Raw genomic sequence first — 19,821 nt, 5'->3', positions numbered from 1 at the left:
ACTGCGGCACACACCGCCACAGGTTCAAGAAAGAAGGAACTGGCTTACGTTTCCGGATGGACTGTGCGTCATCTTCCCTCGGAGCTGGGCTCAACGGCAGAGAAGATTAGCTGCGGGCCGGGGCTGCCGCAACGGCGCAATCACTTATTCCACATGCAGCTACCATACCAGCACTTCGGCCCGCCTTAGGACTGCCTAGATACACATTCCTCTCCCGGACCACTACTCTGGCGGATTATGGCCACAGATCATTACTTCAGTGCGGAGCCCGAAAAACCCGAGATTCGCAAGCCTCTGACCGTGGTGCTGGACGGACAGTCCCGCCAGCTGACGACGTCCAATGGTATTTTCAGTCCGGACGGCATTGATAAAGGGACGGCGGTTCTCCTGGCCGACGTGCCCTCCCCACCTGCAAGCGGGAACCTTCTGGATATTGGCTGCGGCTGGGGACCGATCGCTCTCACTCTTGCCTTGAAGTCGCCCGGGGCAGCGGTGACCGCCGTCGATGTCAATACCCGGTGCATCGCCTTGACCAATGACAACGCCCGCACCCTCGGGTTGGCGAACGTCCGCGCTTGCCTGCCTGAAGAAGTGGACCCTGAACTGCGCTTCGATGCGATCTGGTCAAATCCGCCGATCCGGATCGGCAAGAGCGAGCTACATTCCCTGCTCATGCTGTGGCTGCCGCGACTGGCGCCCGGGGGAAACGCCTGGTTAGTCGTCCAGAAGAATCTCGGATCCGATTCGCTTCAGCGCTGGCTAGCCGCAGAGCTTCCCGGGGAGTTTTCGGTACGCCGCGAAAGCACGGCCAAGGCTTTCAGGATTCTGCGGGTCACCCGGGCTGCCTGAAGCTAGGCGATGATCCCGCTGGCCACCAAAACCGCCGGCCCGCTGAGCTGTACATGTTCCTTGCCGTCGCTGCCTGGCAGGAAGCTGACATATACCGTGCCGCCAGGTACCTGGACCTGCCATTCGTTCGGTGCTCCTGCGCCGGCCCAGTACCGGATAGCCACGGCCGAGGCGCAGGCCCCGGTGCCGCATGATTGTGTTTCGCCGACCCCGCGTTCGTGTACCCGCATGGTGATGTGCCCGGCGCCGTCGTGAACCAGCGGCTCAGCCGGAACAACGAATTCGACATTGGTGCCGTTGGCGGGCAGCGGATCTACTTCGGGTGATTCGAACAGCTTGGTGGCCGCCAGTTCGTCGAGTTCGGCCAATGCGACTACGGTATGAGGATTTCCCATGCTGATGCTCAGCGCCGGCCGCGGCACCTCCAGTCCCTCCGCATTGACCAGGGAATCCATGGCTTTGGCGACGGCCTGGTCGGGAAAGATGAACTCCCAGGGCCCCATATCCACTGCATAGCCGTCTTTGGAACGGGTAATGATCTTGAGTCCGGCGCGCGTGCCGATGGTCAGGGATTGGCCCTCGCTCAATGTGACAAGCCCCTGCTCAATCAGGAAGTGCACGAACACGCGGACGCCATTGCCGCACATTTCCGAGAGGGAGCCGTCCCCGTTGCGGTAGTCCATGAACCATTCGGCCTCGGGCGCCATGGCGAGCAGGTCGCGGCCCTCGGCCAGATGCTTGGAGTGCACAGCGCGGATCAGTCCGTCAGCGCCGATGCCCTGGTGGCGGTCGCAGAGGACAGCCACTGCTTCCGGGCCGATCTCCTGTTTCCCGTCGGGATCGGCGATCAGAACAAAGTCATTGCCGGTGCCATGACCTTTCGAGAATACGGTCCCGGAGAGGGAAGTCAGAATTGCTGCGCTGGAAGAATCGGTCACTGTCCAAGCTTAGCGACCTCGGCCGCCGCCTTGTCCACGAGGAGCTTGTCCTTCCAGGGCAACCACCGGATGCGTGGGTCGGCACGGAACCAAGTCAGTTGGCGGCGGGCAAACTTGCGCGTGGCCACAATTGTTTCCTCAACCGCCCCTTCGATGGAGAGCTGTCCATCGAGGACCCGCAGGAACTGTGAGTAACCCAACGCGCGCGGGGCCGTCTTCCCGTCCCGCAGCCCGTGCGCTGCCAGCCTGCGGACCTCGTCCAACAGGCCCTGCTCGACCATTCGATGGACACGCAGCGCCAAGCGTTCCTTGAGCTCGTCCCGCTCTACCTCCAAACCAATCTGAACAGCCGGTTGCCAGTAGCGGCGGTCAGGCATGTAGGAGCTGAAGGGCCGTCCGGTGAGAGCATGGACTTCAAGGGCGCGCACCACCCGGCGCGCGTCCCCGAGACGGGCCGCCGAGATCGGATCGACAGCTGCCAGCCGTTCCCGCATGGCCTGCAGGCCTTGCGCGTCCAGCTCTGCTTCGAGTTGGACCCGCAGCCCGGGTTCTGTTCCGGGAAAATCGATGACATCCAGGGCCGCCCTGACATACAGTCCCGACCCCCCCACGAGAATGGCCCGCCGACCTCTGCCGTGTATTTCGGCGATGGACGCACGGGCCTGCTGCTGGAACGCCGAGACGCTGGCTTCCTGCTGGACATCAAGAATGTCGAGCAGATGGTGGGGTACGTCCTGGCGCTCGGCCACCGTTATCTTCGCCGTGCCGATATCCATACCGCGGTAGAACTGCATGGCATCTGCGTTGATGATTTCGGCGTCAAGCCGATGCGCCAGCGCGACAGCCAGATCCGATTTTCCCGAGCCAGTAGGTCCGACGACCGCGATGACCGGCGGCACCGCCGCGGATGCATTGCCCATATGCGTTGCCCTGGCTAATTGCTGCGGACAGGCAGTACCGGCATCCCCAGAGACACTGCGGCCTTGGCTCCGCTGGTGGCACCTGCCGAAGGCACACCACAGGACTCAGCCTGGGAGCGGTCCCATGCATCTCCCGCACGGGAGCGGCGTAGCGAGTAATCGGCGGCGCTGGCCGGGTCCGCAACGAGATGGAACGGTGCAGCCTCCGTAATTGCCACTGTTACCAGGTCCCCGGGACGCGGCGGCTCGGCGCCGGCCGGCACCGAGAAGTGGACCAGCCGCTGGTCGCGGGACCGGCCCGACAGCCGATGGGTCTCGCTGGCTTTGCGGCCTTGCTGAGCGGTCACCATGACTTCGACCCGGCGTCCTACCTGCTTGGCGTTCTCCTCTGCGGAGATCCTGTCCTGCAAGGCTGTGAGGCGTTCATAGCGTTCCTGGACAACCGATTTTGGCAGTTGGTCGGGCAACTCCGCGGCCGGCGTCCCCGGACGCTTCGAGTATTGGAACGTGAATGCGGTTGCGAAGCGGGACTTCTCCACGACATCAAGCGTTGCCTGGAAGTCCTCCTCGGTTTCCCCGGGGAATCCGACGATGATGTCAGTTGAAATGGCAGCGTGCGGAATACGGTCCCGGACTTTGTCCAGAATGCCCAGGAACTTGGTTGACCGGTAGGAGCGGCGCATGTCCTTGAGCACCTTGTCCGAACCGGACTGCAACGGCATGTGCAGCTGGGGCATGACGTTGGGCGTTTCCGCCATCGCATCGATGACGTCGTCGGTAAACGCGGCGGGATGCGGACTCGTGAACCGCACCCGCTCAAGACCCTCGATACCGCCGCACGCGCGCAGTAGCTTGGCGAACGCGCCCCGGTCGCCGAATTCGACGCCGTACGAGTTGACGTTCTGTCCGAGCAGGGTCACTTCGATGGCGCCGTCGTCGACCAACGCCTGGATTTCGGACAGGATGTCCCCGGGCCTGCGGTCCCGCTCTTTGCCACGAAGTGAGGGAACAATGCAGAACGTGCAGGTGTTGTTGCAGCCCACCGAAATGGAGACCCAGCCCGAGTAGACCGCATCCCGCTTGGTCGGCAGTGTGGAGGGAAAGACGTCCAGGGATTCGAGGATCTCCAGCTGTGCCTCGTTATTGTGCCGCGCCCGTTCCAGCAGCGTCGGCAGCGAGCCCACGTTATGCGTGCCGAAGACCACATCAACCCACGGAGCCTTCTTAAGGATCGTTTCCCGGTCCTTCTGGGCCAAACATCCACCGACGGCGATCTGCATACCGGGGTTCTGTTCCTTGACAGGAGCCAACTGGCCAAGGTTTCCGTACAGCTTGTTGTCGGCGTTTTCGCGTACTGCGCACGTATTGAAAACAACGACGTCGGCCTGGGCGCCTTGCGCTTCCACCAGACCTGCGTTCTCCAACAGGCCGGACAGTCGTTCGGAGTCATGCACGTTCATTTGGCAGCCAAAGGTCCGTACCTGATACGTACGCTGGGTGCCTTCGGGCAGGATCGATTCGGGGGCAGGGATGGTCACGCTCACCTCTTAAGGGTAAGACCTGCGCAGCAGGTCGCCACAATCGGCGCCTGAGGGGCCAAGGCAAACGGCCGGTATGTCAGTCCCAGGGCTCCTGCGGTGCATCGAGTTCCTCGTTCACCACGCGGAACGCCATCGACGGCGGATAGCCTTTTCGTGCAAGCATGGCCACCAGCCGCCGCACGTGCTTGTCCTTAACAAGGCGGTCGTCCAGATTCCAGTCTGGTCGGATCTTCCGTCGGATCAGCTCCCTGGCGCTGTCCAGCTCGTCCTCGGGCGTCAACTGGTCGAGCGCTTCTTCCGCTATCTCTGCGTCGATGCCTTTGTCCGACAACTCCCGCTTGAGCGCGCCACGGGCCAAGGCCCGTGACTGGGACCGGCTGCGCACCCACATCCGGGCGAACTCAGCGTCATCAATGAGCTGGACCTCTTCGAACCTGTCCAGCACGGCAGCCGCGACGTCAGCGGGAACGTCGCGCTCGGCCAGCTTCTCCGCCAGTTGCTTCCTGCTGCGCGGAGCCATCGTGAGCTGGCGCAGAACTATCGTCCGCGCCACCTCATGCGGGTCCGCTTCGGAAGCCTGGTCCGCGGGGCTGCCGGGAGCCGGCCCCGCAGTCATGCCTCTTTTACCGGTCACGGTAGGCTAGAAGCCGTCGACGGCCTTGAGCTTGGGCTCCCCGCCTTCGCCCTCGTCCGGTACAACCCCGATGCCCAGCTTCTCCCTGATCCGGCGTTCGATCTCGTCTGCCAGGTCCGGGTTGTCTACCAGGAACCTACGCGCATTTTCTTTACCCTGGCCCAGCTGGTCACCGTCGTAGGTAAACCAGGCTCCGGACTTCCTAACCAGGGAATGCTCAACACCCATATCGATCAGGCCGCCCTCGCGGGAGATGCCAATACCGTACAGAATGTCGAATTCCGCCTGCTTGAAGGGCGGTGCCATCTTGTTCTTGACGATCTTGGCCCGGGTGCGGTTACCGACGGGGTTGGAGCCTTCCTTCAAGGTCTCGATCCGCCGAACGTCGATACGCACCGAGGCGTAGAACTTCAAGGCCTTACCACCGGTGGTCGTCTCCGGGCTACCGAAGAAGACGCCGATCTTTTCACGCAGCTGGTTGATGAAGATCGCCGTCGTCTTGCTCTGATGCAGCCGGCCCGCGATCTTACGCAGCGCCTGGCTCATCAGCCGGGCCTGAAGCCCGACGTGGGTGTCGCCCATTTCGCCTTCAATTTCGGCACGCGGAACGAGCGCCGCAACCGAGTCAATGACGACGATGTCCAACGACCCCGAGCCAATGAGCATGTCCATGATTTCCAGCGCCTGCTCACCGGTATCCGGCTGTGACACGAGCAAAGCGTCGGTATCCACACCGAGCTTTTTGGCATATTCGGGATCCAGGGCATGTTCCGCATCGATAAAGGCGGCGATACCGCCCTTGCGCTGCGCGTTGGCAACAGCATGCAGCGCCAATGTGGTCTTACCCGAAGATTCCGGACCATAGATTTCCACCACGCGCCCGCGCGGCAGTCCGCCGATGCCCAACGCGACGTCCAGGGCAATGGAGCTTGTGGAAATGGTTTCAATCGGTGCCCGGGTGTCATCGCCGAGGCGCATGATCGAGCCCTTGCCAAACTGCTTATCAATTTGTGCAAGCGCTGCTTCCAAAGCCTTCTCGCGGTCAGCTGGTGCGGCCATTCTTCACCTCGGTATCTTGGGGCCCGGCAGGGCCATGTTCATTGCTCACTCTGACCGTAGCTTTCCGCACTGACAGAATCTGATCAGGGATGTCATTTGTGGATAATCCGCGCATGCAGCGGGGATTCCAGCCTCTGTGTAGGAGCATATCCGTTCAAAAGCGCCGATTCGAACACATCTGCGAATTACCCTTAGGCGTGTCGGAATTATCGGGAGGGCTTAATATCGCGGCCCAGACGTCGTTCGGCCGGCACGTCCTGCATCTCGCACACCGCCAGCCAGACTGACTTTGGCGGTACGCCCGCTTCGAGAGCGGCCGCGGCAGTTTTCCCGCCCAGACCCGTCAGGACCAAATCCGAAGCGAGGACGCGCGAATATCCCGGCCCGAATTCATCATCCATTAGTCGCCAAAAGTCACTTATGCGCACGTTTCAATCCTCTCACGGCGGCGGCTGCCACGGGAGTTCCGCCGCCTCACTACAATGGCTTCATGACCCGACAGGATCCCGCACCGGACGAGACTGGCTTCGACGTCGCAATCGACGCCCTGGAACAGCAGCTCAGTCTTCTGTGGCGCCGCGCCCGAGCCAACTCCCATCGCGTGGCACGTCAGGTGCACCCGGACATGGAGCCGGCGGCTTACGGCCTGCTGATGCTGCTGCAGCGGGAAGACTCGATGCGCCTGACCGAGCTGGCAGCCAGCATCGGGGTGGGTAAACCTTCCGTCAGCCGTCAGGTCGCACTGCTTGAACAGCTCGGCTTGGTCCAGAAGGAAACGGATCCATTGGATGCCCGCGCCCAGGCCATCACTCTGACCGAAGCCGGACGGGAGAAATTGCATTCCGCCCAGACCGCGAGGAAGGCAGCCTTCCACGACCGGCTCGGAGACTGGAGCGTGGACGATCTGACGTCCCTTGCCCAGCTGCTTGACCGCCTCAACGAGTCCTATGCCCACGAACAGCCGGCGGCGCATGAGCAGCCGGCGGCGCATGAGCAGCCGGCGGCGCATGAGCAGCCCTGACACAGCCTGCGGGCGCCGTGGATTAAAAATTGCGTGCAGCAAAGCAGTGGGCCGGTTACCTGATCCCAGGTAACCGGCCCGCTTGATGGCTTGTTAGGACCGTGCGGACGCGAGCCCGCGGCTCAGGCCGTCCGGCAGCTCGTCCGGAATGTCGGCAACAAACTCGCGGGAAAGTTCCTGCGGCACGGTATCAGGTATGACCACACCTTCTGCATCAGCGACGCGATCACTGACTTCGCGGAGCATCAGGGAAAGCGGAACATCAAGAGCCGAGCAGATGGACGAGAGAAGCTCTGAAGATGCTTCCTTCTGGCCACGCTCTACTTCGCTCAGGTAACCGAGGGAAACACGGGCGCTGTGTGAAACTTCGCGCAGGGTGCGGCCCTGCCGCTGCCGGACGTCGCGCAAGACGTCACCGATCTCGTGGCGTAGGACTACCATTTTGCGCTCCTTCTGCTCCCGGTGGGATTCTTCCGTCAGACCCACATCACGCCAACGGACGACGCCGTTTACGGACACGGGTTGCTTGACCATCTGTATCGCCTTACTCCCTCAATGCTTGGCGGCTGCTGCCGCTTGTCTCCAGCTTAGGCCAACTACCGTAACAGTTGCTGACACCTTTGATAACTACTGGGCTAATTATTTTGTTCCCGCGACATAAAGATGCGGGATACGTCACCTCTGACCACGCGCCGCAGTGGTCCGTTGGATGGCCTCCAGCAACTGTTCCAATGCGGCTTCTTCCGCCTGGGCACGGATTTCCGCCCGCCCGCCACTGAAGGTATAGGCCACGGCATCCGAGCCGTCGGCACCGGCAGTTCCAATGAACACGGTGCCTACCGGCTTGCCCCCGTGCGGTTCCGGACCCGCTACCCCGGTGGTCGAAACAGCTATGTCGGCTCCAAGGATCCGCCGGGCACCTTCAGCCATTTGTCTGGCCACGTCGGCGTGGACAGCTCCCTCCGAGTCCAGCAGGTCCCGGTCAACACCGAGCACGCCGGACTTCACTTCGCTCTGGTAGGACACGATGCCGCCCTGCAAGGCAGCCGAGGCGCCCGGAACGGTAGCCAGTGCGGAAGAGACCATTCCGGCGGTCAGTGATTCGGCCGTGCCGATTCTCACGCCGTCCGCCACCGCCGCCAAGACAACCTGCTGTGCCAATGTATGCTCGTTCACTTTCCGGCCTCCCGCCGAGCCTCGGACCGCAGTCGGACAGCTTTGAGAACATAATCGACGCCGGTCACCACCGTGACCAGCACCGCCACCAACATGACAATAAAGGCGATCCAGACCGCCCACTCCCCCAGCCAGGTTCCCAGCGGCAGCAGATACAGGAAGATGGCAAGGGTCTGGAGCACGGTCTTCAGCTTGCCGCCTCGCGACGCCGGCATGACGCCGTACTTGATCACCACGAACCGCAGCAAAGTGATGCCGAGTTCGCGCACCAGGATGACCACAGTGATCCACCACGGCAATTCGCCGAGGACCGAGAGGAGAATCAGTGCGGACCCGATCAGCAGCTTGTCGGCGATCGGATCGGCAATCTTGCCGAAGTTGGTGATCAGTCCCCTGCTGCGGGCCAGGTCGCCGTCCAGTTTGTCCGTATAGATAGCAACGGCGAAAACGACGACGGCGAGCCACCGGAACAGCCCGTGCTCAGCGTTGTCCGCGAGCAGAAGCCAGATGAAGACCGGCACCAGGAGGATGCGCAGTGTCGTCAGGACATTGGCGATGTTGAGCGTGGGCACCGGATGGGCAGGTGAATCAGTCACGACGCTAAGGTTACCCGTCTATCTGCCGGTCAGGCTCCAGGCATCTTCCGATCCCTGGTCGTCATCGTCGTCGTAATACTCCGTGGCCTGGGGCCTGGCGTCCAGGTCTGCCTGGACAAGATCCTCGGGCCCGTCCTGGTCGAAGTTGTGGTTGGCATTGGCGTTGTCGGCGAGAGCATCCGTCATCGGATCCGCGCCCGGTGCGGCGGCTGCCGGAACATCGTCGCCGCGGATCGCAGCCAGCGTCACGGCGAGGTCGTCCGGCTTCACCAGCACGTCGCGGGCCTTCGAGCCTTCGGACGGTCCCACCACGCCGCGGGACTCGAGCAGGTCCATCAGTCGCCCGGCCTTGGCGAAACCGACCCGAAGCTTACGCTGGAGCATCGAGGTGGAGCCGAACTGCGTGGTCACGACCAGCTCCGTGGCCTGCAGCAGCACCTCCAGATCGTCCCCGATGTCGTCGTCGATCTGTTTCTTGGGCGCCTCGACGGCGACATCCTCGCGGTACACCGCCTGCAGCTGGCCCTTGACGTGTTCGACAACCTTGTGGATCTCGGTCTCGCTGACCCAGGCGCCCTGGACGCGCATGGGCTTGTTGGCCCCCATCGGCAGGAAGAGCGCGTCGCCCTGGCCAATCAGCTTTTCGGCGCCCGGCTGGTCCAGCACCACGCGCGAGTCGGTGACCGACGACGTGGCAAACGCCATGCGGGAGGGCACGTTGGCCTTGATCAGGCCGGTGACGACGTCGACCGACGGCCGCTGCGTGGCGAGCACCAGGTGGATGCCGGCAGCGCGGGCCAGCTGGGTGATCCGGACGATGGAGTCTTCCACGTCGCGCGGGGCGACCATCATCAGGTCGGCAAGCTCGTCCACGATCACCAACAGGTAGGGATACGGCTTGACGATCCGCTTGGAGCCTTCCGGCGGGATCACTTTGCCGTTGCGCACGGCCTTGTTGAAGTCATCGATGTGTTTGTAGCCGAAATTAGCGAGGTCGTCGTAGCGGGTGTCCATCTCGCGGACCACCCACTGCAGTGCTTCGGCGGCCTTCTTCGGGTTCGTGATGATGGGCGTGATCAGGTGCGGGACGCCTTCGTAGGCGGTAAGTTCCACACGCTTCGGATCCACCATGACCATGCGGACCTCGTCCGGCGTCGAGCGCATCAGGATCGAGGTGACCATGGAGTTCACGAACGCGGATTTACCGGCACCGGTCGCGCCGGCCACGAGCAGGTGGGGCATTTTCGCCAGGTTGGCCACCACGTAGCCGCCTTCGACGTCCTTGCCGACGCCCATGACCATCGGATGGTCCGTCTTACGCGCGTTGTTGGACCGCAGTACGTCGCCGAGCGACACCGTCTCGCGGTCCGTGTTCGGGATTTCGATGCCGATGGCGGACTTGCCCGGGATAGGGCTCAGGATCCGGACGTCCGAGCTGGCCACCGCATAGGAGATGTTCTTGGACAGCGCCGTCACGCGCTCCACCTTGGTGCCCGGCGAGAGTGCAATTTCGTACCGGGTCACCGTCGGCCCGCGGGAGAACCCTGTCACCCGGGCCTCCACTTTGAACTGGTCCAGCGTCTGGGTCAGCGCGGCAACGACCGAGTCGTTCGCCTCGGAGCGTTCCTTGGACGGCGGCCCCGCCGGCAGGTAGTCCGAGGGCGGCAGCGTGTACGCCACATCACCCGAGAGCTGGAGCTGCTCGGTGCGCTGCGGAATGGGGGTCGCCGGCGGCTGCGGCTGGACCGGGTTGGCCGGTACCGCCGCCACGCTCCCGGTCGAAGCAGGGGGCACAACAGGGAGGGCCTCGGTGGCCCCCTCCGGCATGAGGCCCTGATCGCGTTTGAGCTTCTCGGCGGCAAGCTCGGACTGGGTAGGTCGGCGGACACCCGGCGGCACCTTCGGGGCAGCCGGTCCCGGGGCCGCGACCCTCGGAGCGTCTTCGTCTTCGATGACGGGAGTCTCGAAGGCCTCGTCGCCGTAGTAACCCTCATCCTGCTCTTCGTCTTCGGGCGCATGCTTGTCCCGGCCGAACCGGCGCTTCCGGGGCTTCTTCGCCTTCGGCTCGCTCCGGTCCGATTCATAGAGATAGCTCTGGTCATGGCCGTTGGCCGCGACCTCGTTCAGGTCCTGGCCCATGAGGCCTTCGTAAAGGGCACGGAGCCGGGCCGGGATATGCCGGAACGGCGTCGCGGTAACGATGAGCAGGCTGACGAAGGCCAGCAAAGAGTAGACCGCAACCGCGAGCCACATGTTGATGGTGGCGAGCGGCGAAGATATGAGGAAACCGACCATGCCGCCGGCCGCCCACAACGCGTCGAGTCCGTCGGCGAGGCCGGGCTCGCCGCCAATGACGTGTGCCAGGGCTGTTCCGGACAGCGTCATCAGAGTCAGTCCGATAGCGATCCGGTTGTTTCCGCGGGCATCCTCCGGGGAGCGCATCAGTCGCACCGTGAAGATCAGCAGGAAAACCGGCAGCAGCAGCGCCATCCAGCCGAACGTCCCGCCGACCACGGCGTGTACAACGTCGGCAAATCCGCCGGTGAGGGCCCACCATTCAACCGCCGCAATGACCACGGCCAGCAGGAGCATGAAGAAACCGGTGCCGTCGCGGCGCAGGTCCTTGTCCGGGTGGACATCCGGACCGAGTTTGCGGATGCCCGCCGCGACGATGTGCGCGGTACCCATCCAAGCGCCGCGGATCATCCTCAATGGCAGCGGAAGGTGGTCTTCCGGCTGCACGTTGAGAGCTTTGGTCTTGGCCGCGCCGCGTCCCGCAGTAGAGCGCGAAGCACTGCCTGAGTTCTTACCGCGCGACTGCTGGGTGCCTTTTTTGGCAGGAGAAGTACGAGTCGCCATATCGAATACGTTACCCGCAAAGGTCCGGCAACTGGGGGATTTGCCATCGAGTGCAAGCAGGTGTCAGCCCAAACAGGGGCGTGCCGGCCGTACCAATGGCAGAAAGCGGATCAGGCTTCGAGCACGACCGGTACGATCATGGGCCGCCGGCGGTGCCGCTTGTTGACCCAGGTACCCACGACCCTGCGGACCACCTGCTGGAGCTGGTAGGTGGTGTGCTCCTTGGTGCCCACCACGGCTTCCTCCAGGGCGGCCGTGATCTGGGGCTTGATGTTGTCAAAGACCGCGTCGTCCTCGGCGAAACCGCGCGCATGGATTTCCGGGCCGGAGACGATCTTGCCGGTACTGCGGTTGACCACGGTGATGACCGAGATGAAGCCTTCTTCGCCCAGGATCCGGCGGTCCTTCAGATCCGAGTCGGTTATTTCGCCGATGCTGGAGCCGTCCACATAGACGAAGCCGCATTCGACCTGGCCCACGATGCGCGCTTTGCCGTCGACAAGATCGACCACACTGCCGTCATCGGCCAGCAGGACATTCTCGTCGGCCACGCCGGTCTGCCGCGCCAGGTTGCCGTTGGCGATCAGATGGCGCGTTTCGCCGTGGACCGGCATCGCGTTCTTGGGCTTGAGGATGTTGTAGCAATACAGCAGCTCACCGGCAGCGGCATGGCCGGAGACATGAACCTTGGCCGTGCCCTTGTGGATCACCTCGGCACCCAGCTTGAGCAGGCCGTTGATAATCCGGAAGACAGCGTTCTCGTTGCCCGGAATCAACGACGACGCGAGGATCACGGTGTCGCCCTTGCCCACCTGGATCCGGTGGTCTCCGTTAGCCATCCGCGAGAGGGCAGCCATCGGTTCCCCCTGGGAGCCGGTGGACATGAGCACGATCCGGTCATCCGGGAAGTCTTCGACGTTTTTCAGGTCGACAATGATGCCCGGGGGTACGTTCAGGTAGCCCAGCTTCTCGGCGATGGCCATGTTGCGAACCATGGACCGGCCCACGAAAGCGACATGGCGCCCATGCGCGGCGGCGGCGTCGAGCACCTGCTGGACGCGGTGGATGTGCGAAGAAAACGACGCGACAATGATCCGCTTCTGGACCTGCCCGAAGAGCCGTTCCAGCACCGGTCCGATTTCCTTTTCCGCGGTGGTGAAGCCGGGGATGTCGGCGTTGGTCGAATCCGACATGAACAGGTCCACGCCTTCTTCGCCGAGCCGGGCGAAGGCACGCAGGTCAGTCAGGCGTCCGTCCAGCGGCAACTGGTCCATCTTGAAGTCGCCGGTGTGCAGGACATTGCCCGCGGCCGTTCGGATGAAGACAGCCAACGCGTCCGGAATGGAGTGGTTGACGGCAACGAATTCGCACTCGAACGGTCCGAACTGCTCGATCTGGCCTTCGGAAACGGTCAGCGCGTACGGCTTGATGCGGTGCTCGGTCAGTTTCGCCTCGACCAGCGCCAGGGTCAGCTGTGAACCGATCAGCGGAATGTCCTGGCGCATGCGCAGCAAGTAGGGAACTGCGCCGATATGATCCTCATGCCCATGGGTCAGGACCACGCCGACGATGTCGTCAAGCCGGTCCTCAATATATGAGAAGTCCGGCAGGATCAGATCCACTCCGGGCTGGTGTTCTTCGGGGAAGAGGACACCGCAATCCACAATCAGCAGCTTCGAGTTGATCTCGAACACCGCCATGTTCCGGCCGATCTCGCCCAGGCCGCCCAGCGGCACTACGCGCAGGGTACCGTCGGCGAGTTTCGGCGGGGTTCGCAGCTCTGTAATTGTGGACTCGCTCATGCTTTGGATCAAACCTCCAGGTTCCAGCCGGCCTCTTCGAGGTCTGCGCGGATCAGTGCGATCTCGGCGTCGGACGGCTCAACCAGAGGCAAGCGGACCACCGAGTTGGGCAGTACGGACTGCCACTTAAGAATGAGTTTGGACGCGACCGCCCCTTGAATATGGGTCATGACCGCCCGCTGGACCGGATCCAGCTCAAAGTGCAGCCGGCGTGCCGTAGCCAGATCACCGGCATGCATGGCATCGACCAGTGCACGGTACTGCGCCGTCGCAACATGGGCGCTGACCGAAACGAGGCCGACGGCGCCGGCGGCCATCAGCGGCAAGGTGAGCGAGTCATCGCCGGAGTACACATCCAGATCGGTGTTCGCCAGGACGCGCGTGGTCTCCTGGTAGTCCGCCTTGGCATCCTTCAGCGCGACGATGCGCGGATGTTCGGCCAGCCGGTACAGGGTCTCGGTCTCGATCCGGATGCCGGCGCGGCCGGGGATGTCGTAGACCATGACGGGCAGATCGACGGCGTTCGCGATGGCTTCAATGTGTGCCTGGACGCCGGCCTGGCTGGGCTTGTTGTAGTACGGCGCGGTGACAAGGAGTCCGTCCACGCCCAGTTTCGCCGCTTCCTGGGACAGACGGATGGAGTGCCGGGTGTCGTTGGTGGTGGAGCCGGCGATGACCTTTGCCCGTCCGCCGACGGCGTCTACCACCGCGCGGAACATGCCGAGGTTTTCCTCGTCCAGCAGGGTGGAGGTCTCCCCCGTGGTCCCGGTGACCACCAGTCCGTCGCAGCCGTCCTCGACGAGCTTCAGGGCCAGCTTGCCAGCGACCTCATAATCCACATCGCCCTTCTCGTTGAAGGGGGTAACCATGGCAGTCACCAAAGATCCGAAGGTGTACTCACGGGAAGAAGACTCAGACATAGACAAAACGTTACCGCGTGGACCTCGGTTTGCCGCAACGGCCCCGCCGAGTTTCGTATCACGGCACCGCTTCCGCCCTGAGGCTCTGCGATTGTTACGCTGCAGGCCCCAATACAGAGGGCTGTGAGAATATCGGATTATGGCATCCACACACAACGGTTCCGCCGGGCAGCGGCTGGCCGGAATCGACGCCGCCCGGGGCCTGGCCCTGCTGGGCATGATGGCCACCCATATCTTTCCGTTGTGGACCGCCGGCGCCAACCCCGAGCCCAGTTTCAGCGGCCTGGTACTCTCCGGCCGGTCCTCGGCCCTCTTCGCGGTCCTGGCCGGCGTCGGGCTTGGCCTTTTGACCGGCGGCAGCCGTCCGCACAGCGGCCGGTCGCTGCTGGCCGACCGGTCCGGGATTGCGGTGCGCGCGGCCATTATCGCCGTCGTTGGTCTGATGCTTGGCACGCTGAACGTCAGCATTGCCGTCATCCTCGTCCACTATGCGGTGCTGTTCCTCTGCGCCCTGCCGTTCCTGCAGCTGCGCCTGCCCGTGCTGGCAGCGTGGGCCGGCGGCTGGCTGCTGCTCTCCCCCGTGGCTGCCTATCTGCTGCGCCCGTGGCTGGAGAACACACTCGGCTTGGCCAGCCTGGGGCACAATCCGATGATTCTCGATGTGTTTATTCCGTCCAGGTTCCTGGCCGACATCTTCGTCACCGGCTACTACCCCGTGCTGCATTGGCTCGGCTACATCCTTGTTGGGCTTCTCATCGGCCGGCTGGATATCCGCCGCGCCGCGGTCCAACTGTGGCTGCTGTCCGGCGGCCTGGCGGCGGCGGCGTTGGCCAAAGCCGGCTCATGGCTCATCATGGACGGCCTGGGCGGCTACCGCCAGCTCGCCTCCACCGAGGCGGCGGAGCGCCCGGATTTCGCGCTGATCTACCAGGTGAACCTCAGTTGGGTCGACACGGACGATTCATGGTGGTGGCTGGGAATCTCCGGCCCGCATTCCGGCACCACCTTCGATCTGCTGCATACCTCCGGGACGGCGGCCATTGTGCTTGCCATCTGCCTGCTGCTGACCACGAAGAAACCGAATCTGCTGCTGCCGCTCTCGGGTGCCGGTGCCATGACGCTGACCTTGTACACCGTGCATGTCTGGGTCATGAGCCTCATCCCGAAGAATGCGGTCTGGCCCGGGGACAACGAGATTTACTGGGTGCAGGTCATCGTGGCCCTGTCCGTGGGCACCACGCTGCACGTGCTGGACCGGCGGGGGCCCTTCGAATTCATCACGTCCACCGCCTCCCGGACAACCCGGGACGCCATCCGCGGCGGCCACCGCCAATACAGCTGACGCACGCAACTTCGGTTATGCAGCCAACTTACGACGGCGACAGCCCCCGTGCCGTTTCAGCCGCCAGCAACTGGTCCCCGCAAGCACCGCAGCATCCTGCAATGTGATCAGGCGGGTCGGCCGGTCCATGCGGCCAACGCAGTTTCAGCTGCGGCTGAGCTCGATGGCCTTGCGCATGGATTCGCGGGCACGCTTGCGGTCGCGGGCGGCGTCGTAGGCGCAGGAGAGCCGGAACCAGCTGCGCCAGTCCTCCGGCGCGGCTTCGGCCTCCGCCTTGTACTTCTCAAACTCCGCATCCGCCGCCTCGCGGACGATGCGGCCGCCCGGGGTGCGCGGCAGGTTATCCACCGGCAGCCCGCCTTCAGCCTCAAGGATCTTGGCCAGTTTCGACATGCGCGAGCCGAAGAGGATCTCGCGGATCAGCGCCCAGGCACCCACCACCGGCAGCACCAGCAGGGCGGCGCCGAGGGCAATCGCCACCGGCTGCGGGTCCTGCAGAAGCAGCCAGGCGCGGTGCACGGTCAGCGCCATGTACGCGAGCAGCAGGAAGATGATGGCCGAAACCCAGATCTTCTCGCCGTGGCGCGAATACCAGGAAGCGGAGCCGGTTCCCGGGGTTGCGGAGTCAGTCATTGAGGTCAAGGTATCCGTCCAGGCCGTAGGTCAATCCCGGGTGGCTGGCCACGGCGCGCACGCCCAGCAGGACCCCGGGCATAAAGGAGGCACGGTCAAACGAGTCGTGCCGGATGGTCAACTGTTCACCTGGGCCGCCGAGCAGCACTTCCTGGTGCGCCACCAGGCCGCGCAGCCGCACGCTGTGCACCCGCACCCCCTCCACGTCCGCGCCGCGGGCGCCGTCGAGGGACTTAGTGGTGGCGTCGGGGCTGGCGGAAACGCCGGCCTCTTCCCGCGATGCGGCGACCAGCTGCGCGGTGCGTACCGCGGTGCCGGAGGGCGCGTCCACCTTGTCGGGGTGATGCAGTTCGATGATCTCCACCGATTCGAAGTACCTGGCGGCCTTGGCGGCGAACGCCGACGCCAGCACCGAGCCCAGTGCGAAGTTCGGCGCGATCAGCACGCCGGTTCCCGGGTGCGCTTCCAGCAGTGCGTCCAGGTTGCGGCGCTTCTGTTCGTCCCAGCCGGTGGTTCCGACGACGGCGTGCATGCCGTGTTCGACGGCGAAACGTACGTTTGCTTCGGTGCTGTCCGGCGTGGTCAGATCCACCACGACCTGCGCGCCGGTGCCGGCCAGCGAATCCAGGCTGTCCCCACGCCCCAGCGCAGCCACCAGTTTGAGGTCTTCGGCGGCGTCAACGGCCTTGACCGCCTCCGCGCCCATTCGTCCGCCGGCACCGAGCACGGCCACCGCAAGTTGTTCAGTCATGGTTTCCAGCGTATCGCTACTGGCCGATGCCTACCCATTCGGTGCGTCCGTCGGCGAAATGCTGTTCCTTCCAGACCGGCACCCGTTCCTTGACGGTGTCCACCAGTTCCGATGCCGCGGCGAACGCTTCGGCACGGTGGGCGGAAGCGACGGCGGCCACCAGCGCCGGATCCCCGATCTGCAGCGATCCAATCCGGTGCGCGACCCAGATGCGCACGCCGTCGTACTTCGCGGCAATGTCGGCGGCGACCTCGGCAATCACCCGGCCCGCGCTGGGGTGTGCGGAGTAGCCCAGGGCGGAGACCGCTTCCCCGCCGTCGTGGTTGCGCACTACGCCGCTGAAAGTCACGACGGCGCCGCACTCGGGCGACTCCGCTGCGGCCATCGCCTGCGCAGCGTCCAAGGGGGAATCGGCGACCCCTGCGTACAGCACTTCGCTAGTGCCCATGATGCCCTCCGGTTTTGTGGCTTGTGGTGTGGGTGGAGTTCTCCGCGGCGGCCTGGTGTCCGGCGCCTTCGTGTCCGGCGTCGCGGCGGCCTTCCAGCTGGGTATAGATGTGCTCGATCAGCGGCTGCAGCACCGCGAGCCCGTCGCGGACGCCGCCGGGCGAGCCCGGAAGATTGATGATGAACGTCCCGCCGGCCACTCCGGCCACGCCGCGGCTCAGCGCGGCCAGCGGTGTGTGGGGCCTGCCTGCGGCGCGGATGGCCTCCATGATCCCGGGCACTTCCTTGTCCAGGAGCGCAGCGGTGATCTCCGGGGTCCGGTCGTCACGGGTCAGCCCGGTGCCGCCGCTGGTGATGAGGACCCGGACGCCCTCGGCCAGCAGTCCTTCCAGCGCCGCTCGAACCTCGGGCCCGTCCGGGACCACGCGCACGGGCAGCGGCTCGAAGCCTTCGGCGGCCAGCCACTCGGAGATGATCGGCCCGCTGCGGTCCTCGTAGGTCCCGGCTGCCGCGCGCGTGGAGGCGACAACGACGCCGGCAGTGCGCCGGATGCCGGCGCCTCCGTTGGCGCTGGCGGTGCCGTTGGTGCTGGCGGCGCCGGTGCTGTTGCTGGGTTCGGTGCTCACAGCGTCCAGTCCCCGCTCTTGCCGCCGGATTTGGCCAGCACCTTGATATCGCCGATCACGGCGTGCTTGTCCACGGCCTTGATCATGTCGTACAGGCTCAGCGCCGCCACCGAGGCAGCGGTGAGCGCCTCCATTTCGACGCCGGTAACTCCGCGGGTGCGAACGGTCGCCTCGATCCGCACCTCGCTGGTGCCGGGGAAGAAGTCCACGGTGACCTTGCTGATGGGCAGCGGGTGGCACAGCGGAATCAGCGACGGCGTCTGCTTGGCGGCCATGATGCCGGCCACGCGGCTGACCGCCAGGGCGTCCCCCTTGGGCAGGTCACCGGAGGCCAGCAGGGCGACAACGTCCGCCCGCGTGGTCAGGACGGCCTGGGCGGTGGCCTCACGGGTGGTTTCGGCCTTGGCGCTGACGTCCACCATGTGCGCCGTGCCGTCCTCGCGGACATGGGTCAACCGGTCCTGCTCGCTCATAACAGCCATACTTCCACGTTCTGCCCGGCCGGGACTTCCGTTACGCCGACGGGAAAATGCACCAGTGCGTTGGACGCTGCCAGGGCGTGCAGCAGATGCGAGCCGGGACCGCCGATCAAGGTGACGGAGCCGCCGTCGTAATGGCCGCGACGGATCTGGTGCTTGGCCGCGGGCGACTGGACGGCCTCGGCCAGCGGCACGTGCAGGATGGTGCGCGGCTCCGGGTCGCCCAGCACCTCGGTGAGCGCCGGACGGAGGAAAGTCTCGAAGGACACAAGCGAACTGACCGGGTTGCCCGGAAAGCCCAGGTAGGCGACGCCGCCCACCGTGCCGATGGCCTGGGGTCCGCCGGGCTGCATCGCCACCGGTCCGAACTCCACGTGATCGCGGGCGAGGGCCTGCTTGACCACCTCGAAGGCGCCCTTGCTGATGCCGCCCGAGGTCAGCAGCAGGTCCGGCTGGTGGCGGCCCAAATCCTCGTGCAGCCGGGCCAGGAAGTCCTCCGGGGAATCGGCCAGGATCCGGCTGCCGGCCACGTCCGCGCCGGCCTCGGCGAGCCCGGCCGCCAGCAAGGTGGTGTTGGCATCGAAAATCTGTCCGGGACCCAGGGTGCCGCCGGGTGCGATGACCTCGTCGCCGGTACTCAACAGCAGCACGCGCAGCCGCGGCCGCACCGCAACCTCCGCGACGCCGAGCGCCGCCAGCAGACCCAGCTGGGCCGGCTTGAGCCGAGTGCCGGCGGCGAGGGCAAGGGTGCCGGCGGCAATGTCGCTGCCCTCCACACGCACGAACTGGCCGGCCGGAACGCTGGCCGGCAGCCGCACAGTCAGCCCCGGGGCGGGCGTGCGGAAACCATCCGGGTCCGCCTGTTCAATCGGGACGACGGCGTCCGCTCCGGCCGGCAGCATGGCTCCGGTCATGATCGGCGCCGCGAAGCCTTTAGCCAGCGGCGGAGCCGGGTAGCCCGCGGCGATGGTTTCGGCCACCGCAAACTCGGGCCGGCCGCCAGCTGCCGCACTGTCCACCGCGTAGCCGTCCATCTGCGAGTTGGCGAAGGGCGGCAAGCTGACCGGGGCGGTGATGTCCCGGGCCAGGATCCGGTTCCGGGCCTCGAGCAGCCCGACCGTGTCATCCTGCCGGCCATTGCGTTGCACGGCGGCGCGGACGAGCTCGGTGACCGCTTTGCGGTGCTCAGCTACTGTAGCGGCCACGCCGGACTCCCTTCTTCTTCAGG

The 19,821-nt window shown here is 64.8% G+C and carries 21 protein-coding genes; 3 read left to right on the top strand and 18 right to left on the bottom strand.

The window, feature by feature from the left end; genetic code table 11:
• The first annotated feature begins 237 nt into the window (after positions 1–237).
• Positions 238–849 (top strand): class I SAM-dependent methyltransferase, encoded by a 612-nt coding sequence (locus tag AC20117_RS16750; RefSeq protein ID WP_101632628.1) that lies wholly within the window; start codon positions 238–240, stop codon positions 847–849.
• A gap of 2 nt (positions 850–851) precedes the next feature.
• On the opposite strand, the gene dapF is transcribed toward AC20117_RS16750, so the two are convergent.
• The 6 genes from dapF to AC20117_RS16720 form a co-directional block, all read right to left on the bottom strand.
• Entirely contained in the window at positions 852–1,787 is a 936-nt protein-coding gene (gene dapF, locus AC20117_RS16745; RefSeq protein ID WP_074702689.1) for a diaminopimelate epimerase, read from the bottom strand.
• Positions 1,784–2,707, bottom strand: a complete 924-nt coding sequence (miaA, locus tag AC20117_RS16740) for a tRNA (adenosine(37)-N6)-dimethylallyltransferase MiaA (protein ID WP_074702690.1) — start codon at positions 2,705–2,707, stop codon at positions 1,784–1,786. The genes dapF and miaA overlap by 4 nt, the downstream gene beginning before the upstream one ends.
• Positions 2,708–2,721: 14 nt before the next feature.
• Complete coding sequence (gene miaB, locus AC20117_RS16735) at positions 2,722–4,251, bottom strand: tRNA (N6-isopentenyl adenosine(37)-C2)-methylthiotransferase MiaB (RefSeq protein WP_074702691.1); 1,530 nt, start codon at positions 4,249–4,251, stop codon at positions 2,722–2,724.
• A gap of 73 nt (positions 4,252–4,324) precedes the next feature.
• On the bottom strand, positions 4,325–4,864 hold the full coding sequence (locus tag AC20117_RS16730) for a regulatory protein RecX (protein ID WP_074702692.1): 540 nt from the start codon (positions 4,862–4,864) through the stop codon (positions 4,325–4,327).
• Between the two features lie 24 nt (positions 4,865–4,888).
• Positions 4,889–5,941: a recombinase RecA gene (gene recA, locus AC20117_RS16725; RefSeq protein WP_074702693.1), complete on the bottom strand. Its 1,053-nt coding sequence runs from the start codon at positions 5,939–5,941 to the stop codon at positions 4,889–4,891.
• A gap of 206 nt (positions 5,942–6,147) precedes the next feature.
• The gene (locus AC20117_RS16720; RefSeq protein ID WP_074702694.1) at positions 6,148–6,369 is read right to left on the bottom strand and encodes a DUF3046 domain-containing protein; all 222 of its coding nucleotides are present in this window, start codon (positions 6,367–6,369) and stop codon (positions 6,148–6,150) included.
• A gap of 62 nt (positions 6,370–6,431) precedes the next feature.
• Between AC20117_RS16720 and AC20117_RS16715 the strand changes: the two genes are divergently transcribed.
• Positions 6,432–6,962 carry a MarR family winged helix-turn-helix transcriptional regulator gene (locus tag AC20117_RS16715; RefSeq protein ID WP_074702695.1) on the top strand — a complete coding sequence of 177 codons (531 nt, stop codon included), beginning with the start codon at positions 6,432–6,434 and terminating at the stop codon, positions 6,960–6,962.
• 93 nt (positions 6,963–7,055) lie between these two features.
• Here AC20117_RS16715 and AC20117_RS16710 read toward each other — a convergent pair whose 3' ends face one another.
• The 6 genes from AC20117_RS16710 to dapA all read right to left on the bottom strand — a co-directional run bounded on the left by AC20117_RS16710 (position 7,056) and on the right by dapA (position 14,315).
• Positions 7,056–7,496, bottom strand: a complete 441-nt coding sequence (locus AC20117_RS16710; protein WP_074702696.1) for a helix-turn-helix domain-containing protein — start codon at positions 7,494–7,496, stop codon at positions 7,056–7,058.
• A gap of 141 nt (positions 7,497–7,637) precedes the next feature.
• The gene (locus AC20117_RS16705) at positions 7,638–8,138 is read right to left on the bottom strand and encodes a CinA family protein (protein WP_074702697.1); all 501 of its coding nucleotides are present in this window, start codon (positions 8,136–8,138) and stop codon (positions 7,638–7,640) included.
• Positions 8,135–8,734 (bottom strand): CDP-diacylglycerol--glycerol-3-phosphate 3-phosphatidyltransferase, encoded by a 600-nt coding sequence (pgsA, locus tag AC20117_RS16700; protein ID WP_074702698.1) that lies wholly within the window; start codon positions 8,732–8,734, stop codon positions 8,135–8,137. The genes AC20117_RS16705 and pgsA overlap by 4 nt, the downstream gene beginning before the upstream one ends.
• A gap of 18 nt (positions 8,735–8,752) precedes the next feature.
• Positions 8,753–11,593, bottom strand: a complete 2,841-nt coding sequence (locus tag AC20117_RS16695) for an FtsK/SpoIIIE family DNA translocase (protein WP_074702699.1) — start codon at positions 11,591–11,593, stop codon at positions 8,753–8,755.
• A 110-nt stretch (positions 11,594–11,703) separates the two neighbouring features.
• Entirely contained in the window at positions 11,704–13,395 is a 1,692-nt protein-coding gene (locus tag AC20117_RS16690) for a ribonuclease J (RefSeq protein ID WP_074702700.1), read from the bottom strand.
• 8 nt (positions 13,396–13,403) lie between these two features.
• Entirely contained in the window at positions 13,404–14,315 is a 912-nt protein-coding gene (gene dapA, locus AC20117_RS16685; protein ID WP_074702701.1) for a 4-hydroxy-tetrahydrodipicolinate synthase, read from the bottom strand.
• Between the two features lie 139 nt (positions 14,316–14,454).
• Here dapA and AC20117_RS16680 point away from each other — a divergent pair, with 139 nt between their 5' ends.
• Positions 14,455–15,657 carry a heparan-alpha-glucosaminide N-acetyltransferase domain-containing protein gene (locus AC20117_RS16680; protein WP_074702702.1) on the top strand — a complete coding sequence of 401 codons (1,203 nt, stop codon included), beginning with the start codon at positions 14,455–14,457 and terminating at the stop codon, positions 15,655–15,657.
• Positions 15,658–15,801: 144 nt separating this feature from the next.
• On the opposite strand, the gene AC20117_RS16675 is transcribed toward AC20117_RS16680, so the two are convergent.
• The 6 genes from AC20117_RS16675 to AC20117_RS16650 all read right to left on the bottom strand — a co-directional run bounded on the left by AC20117_RS16675 (position 15,802) and on the right by AC20117_RS16650 (position 19,798).
• Complete coding sequence (locus AC20117_RS16675; protein ID WP_074702703.1) at positions 15,802–16,290, bottom strand: tetratricopeptide repeat protein; 489 nt, start codon at positions 16,288–16,290, stop codon at positions 15,802–15,804.
• Complete coding sequence (gene dapB, locus AC20117_RS16670; protein ID WP_074702704.1) at positions 16,283–17,041, bottom strand: 4-hydroxy-tetrahydrodipicolinate reductase; 759 nt, start codon at positions 17,039–17,041, stop codon at positions 16,283–16,285. Before dapB ends, AC20117_RS16675 begins: the two co-directional genes overlap by 8 nt.
• 16 nt (positions 17,042–17,057) lie before the next feature.
• Positions 17,058–17,489 (bottom strand): molybdenum cofactor biosynthesis protein MoaE, encoded by a 432-nt coding sequence (locus AC20117_RS16665; RefSeq protein ID WP_074702705.1) that lies wholly within the window; start codon positions 17,487–17,489, stop codon positions 17,058–17,060.
• On the bottom strand, positions 17,479–18,039 hold the full coding sequence (locus AC20117_RS16660) for a MogA/MoaB family molybdenum cofactor biosynthesis protein (protein WP_211482350.1): 561 nt from the start codon (positions 18,037–18,039) through the stop codon (positions 17,479–17,481). The genes AC20117_RS16665 and AC20117_RS16660 overlap by 11 nt, the downstream gene beginning before the upstream one ends.
• 71 nt (positions 18,040–18,110) lie before the next feature.
• Positions 18,111–18,596: a cyclic pyranopterin monophosphate synthase MoaC gene (gene moaC, locus AC20117_RS16655; RefSeq protein ID WP_074702706.1), complete on the bottom strand. Its 486-nt coding sequence runs from the start codon at positions 18,594–18,596 to the stop codon at positions 18,111–18,113.
• Complete coding sequence (locus AC20117_RS16650; RefSeq protein ID WP_074702707.1) at positions 18,584–19,798, bottom strand: molybdopterin molybdotransferase MoeA; 1,215 nt, start codon at positions 19,796–19,798, stop codon at positions 18,584–18,586. Before AC20117_RS16650 ends, moaC begins: the two co-directional genes overlap by 13 nt.
• Positions 19,799–19,821: the final 23 nt, after the last annotated feature.

The sequence above is a fragment of the Arthrobacter crystallopoietes genome (genome assembly GCF_002849715.1).
GTDB classification, from domain to species: Bacteria; Actinomycetota; Actinomycetes; order Actinomycetales; family Micrococcaceae; genus Crystallibacter; species Crystallibacter crystallopoietes.
Note: the sequence above shows the minus strand (reverse complement) of the source record. Positions and strands in the feature narration are given on the sequence as shown.

Coding starts and splice junctions, on each gene's coding strand:
- AC20117_RS16750 (WP_101632628.1), top strand. CDS start 238: ATGGCCACAGATCATTACTTCAGTGCGGAGCCCGAAAAACCCGAGATT.
- miaA (WP_074702690.1), bottom strand. CDS start 2,707: ATGGGCAATGCATCCGCGGCGGTGCCGCCGGTCATCGCGGTCGTCGGA.
- AC20117_RS16730 (WP_074702692.1), bottom strand. CDS start 4,864: ATGACTGCGGGGCCGGCTCCCGGCAGCCCCGCGGACCAGGCTTCCGAA.
- recA (WP_074702693.1), bottom strand. CDS start 5,941: ATGGCCGCACCAGCTGACCGCGAGAAGGCTTTGGAAGCAGCGCTTGCA.
- AC20117_RS16715 (WP_074702695.1), top strand. CDS start 6,432: ATGACCCGACAGGATCCCGCACCGGACGAGACTGGCTTCGACGTCGCA.
- AC20117_RS16710 (WP_074702696.1), bottom strand. CDS start 7,496: ATGGTCAAGCAACCCGTGTCCGTAAACGGCGTCGTCCGTTGGCGTGAT.
- AC20117_RS16695 (WP_074702699.1), bottom strand. CDS start 11,593: ATGGCGACTCGTACTTCTCCTGCCAAAAAAGGCACCCAGCAGTCGCGC.
- AC20117_RS16690 (WP_074702700.1), bottom strand. CDS start 13,395: ATGAGCGAGTCCACAATTACAGAGCTGCGAACCCCGCCGAAACTCGCC.
- dapA (WP_074702701.1), bottom strand. CDS start 14,315: ATGTCTGAGTCTTCTTCCCGTGAGTACACCTTCGGATCTTTGGTGACT.
- AC20117_RS16680 (WP_074702702.1), top strand. CDS start 14,455: ATGGCATCCACACACAACGGTTCCGCCGGGCAGCGGCTGGCCGGAATC.
- AC20117_RS16675 (WP_074702703.1), bottom strand. CDS start 16,290: ATGACTGACTCCGCAACCCCGGGAACCGGCTCCGCTTCCTGGTATTCG.
- dapB (WP_074702704.1), bottom strand. CDS start 17,041: ATGACTGAACAACTTGCGGTGGCCGTGCTCGGTGCCGGCGGACGAATG.
- AC20117_RS16665 (WP_074702705.1), bottom strand. CDS start 17,489: ATGGGCACTAGCGAAGTGCTGTACGCAGGGGTCGCCGATTCCCCCTTG.
- moaC (WP_074702706.1), bottom strand. CDS start 18,596: ATGGCTGTTATGAGCGAGCAGGACCGGTTGACCCATGTCCGCGAGGAC.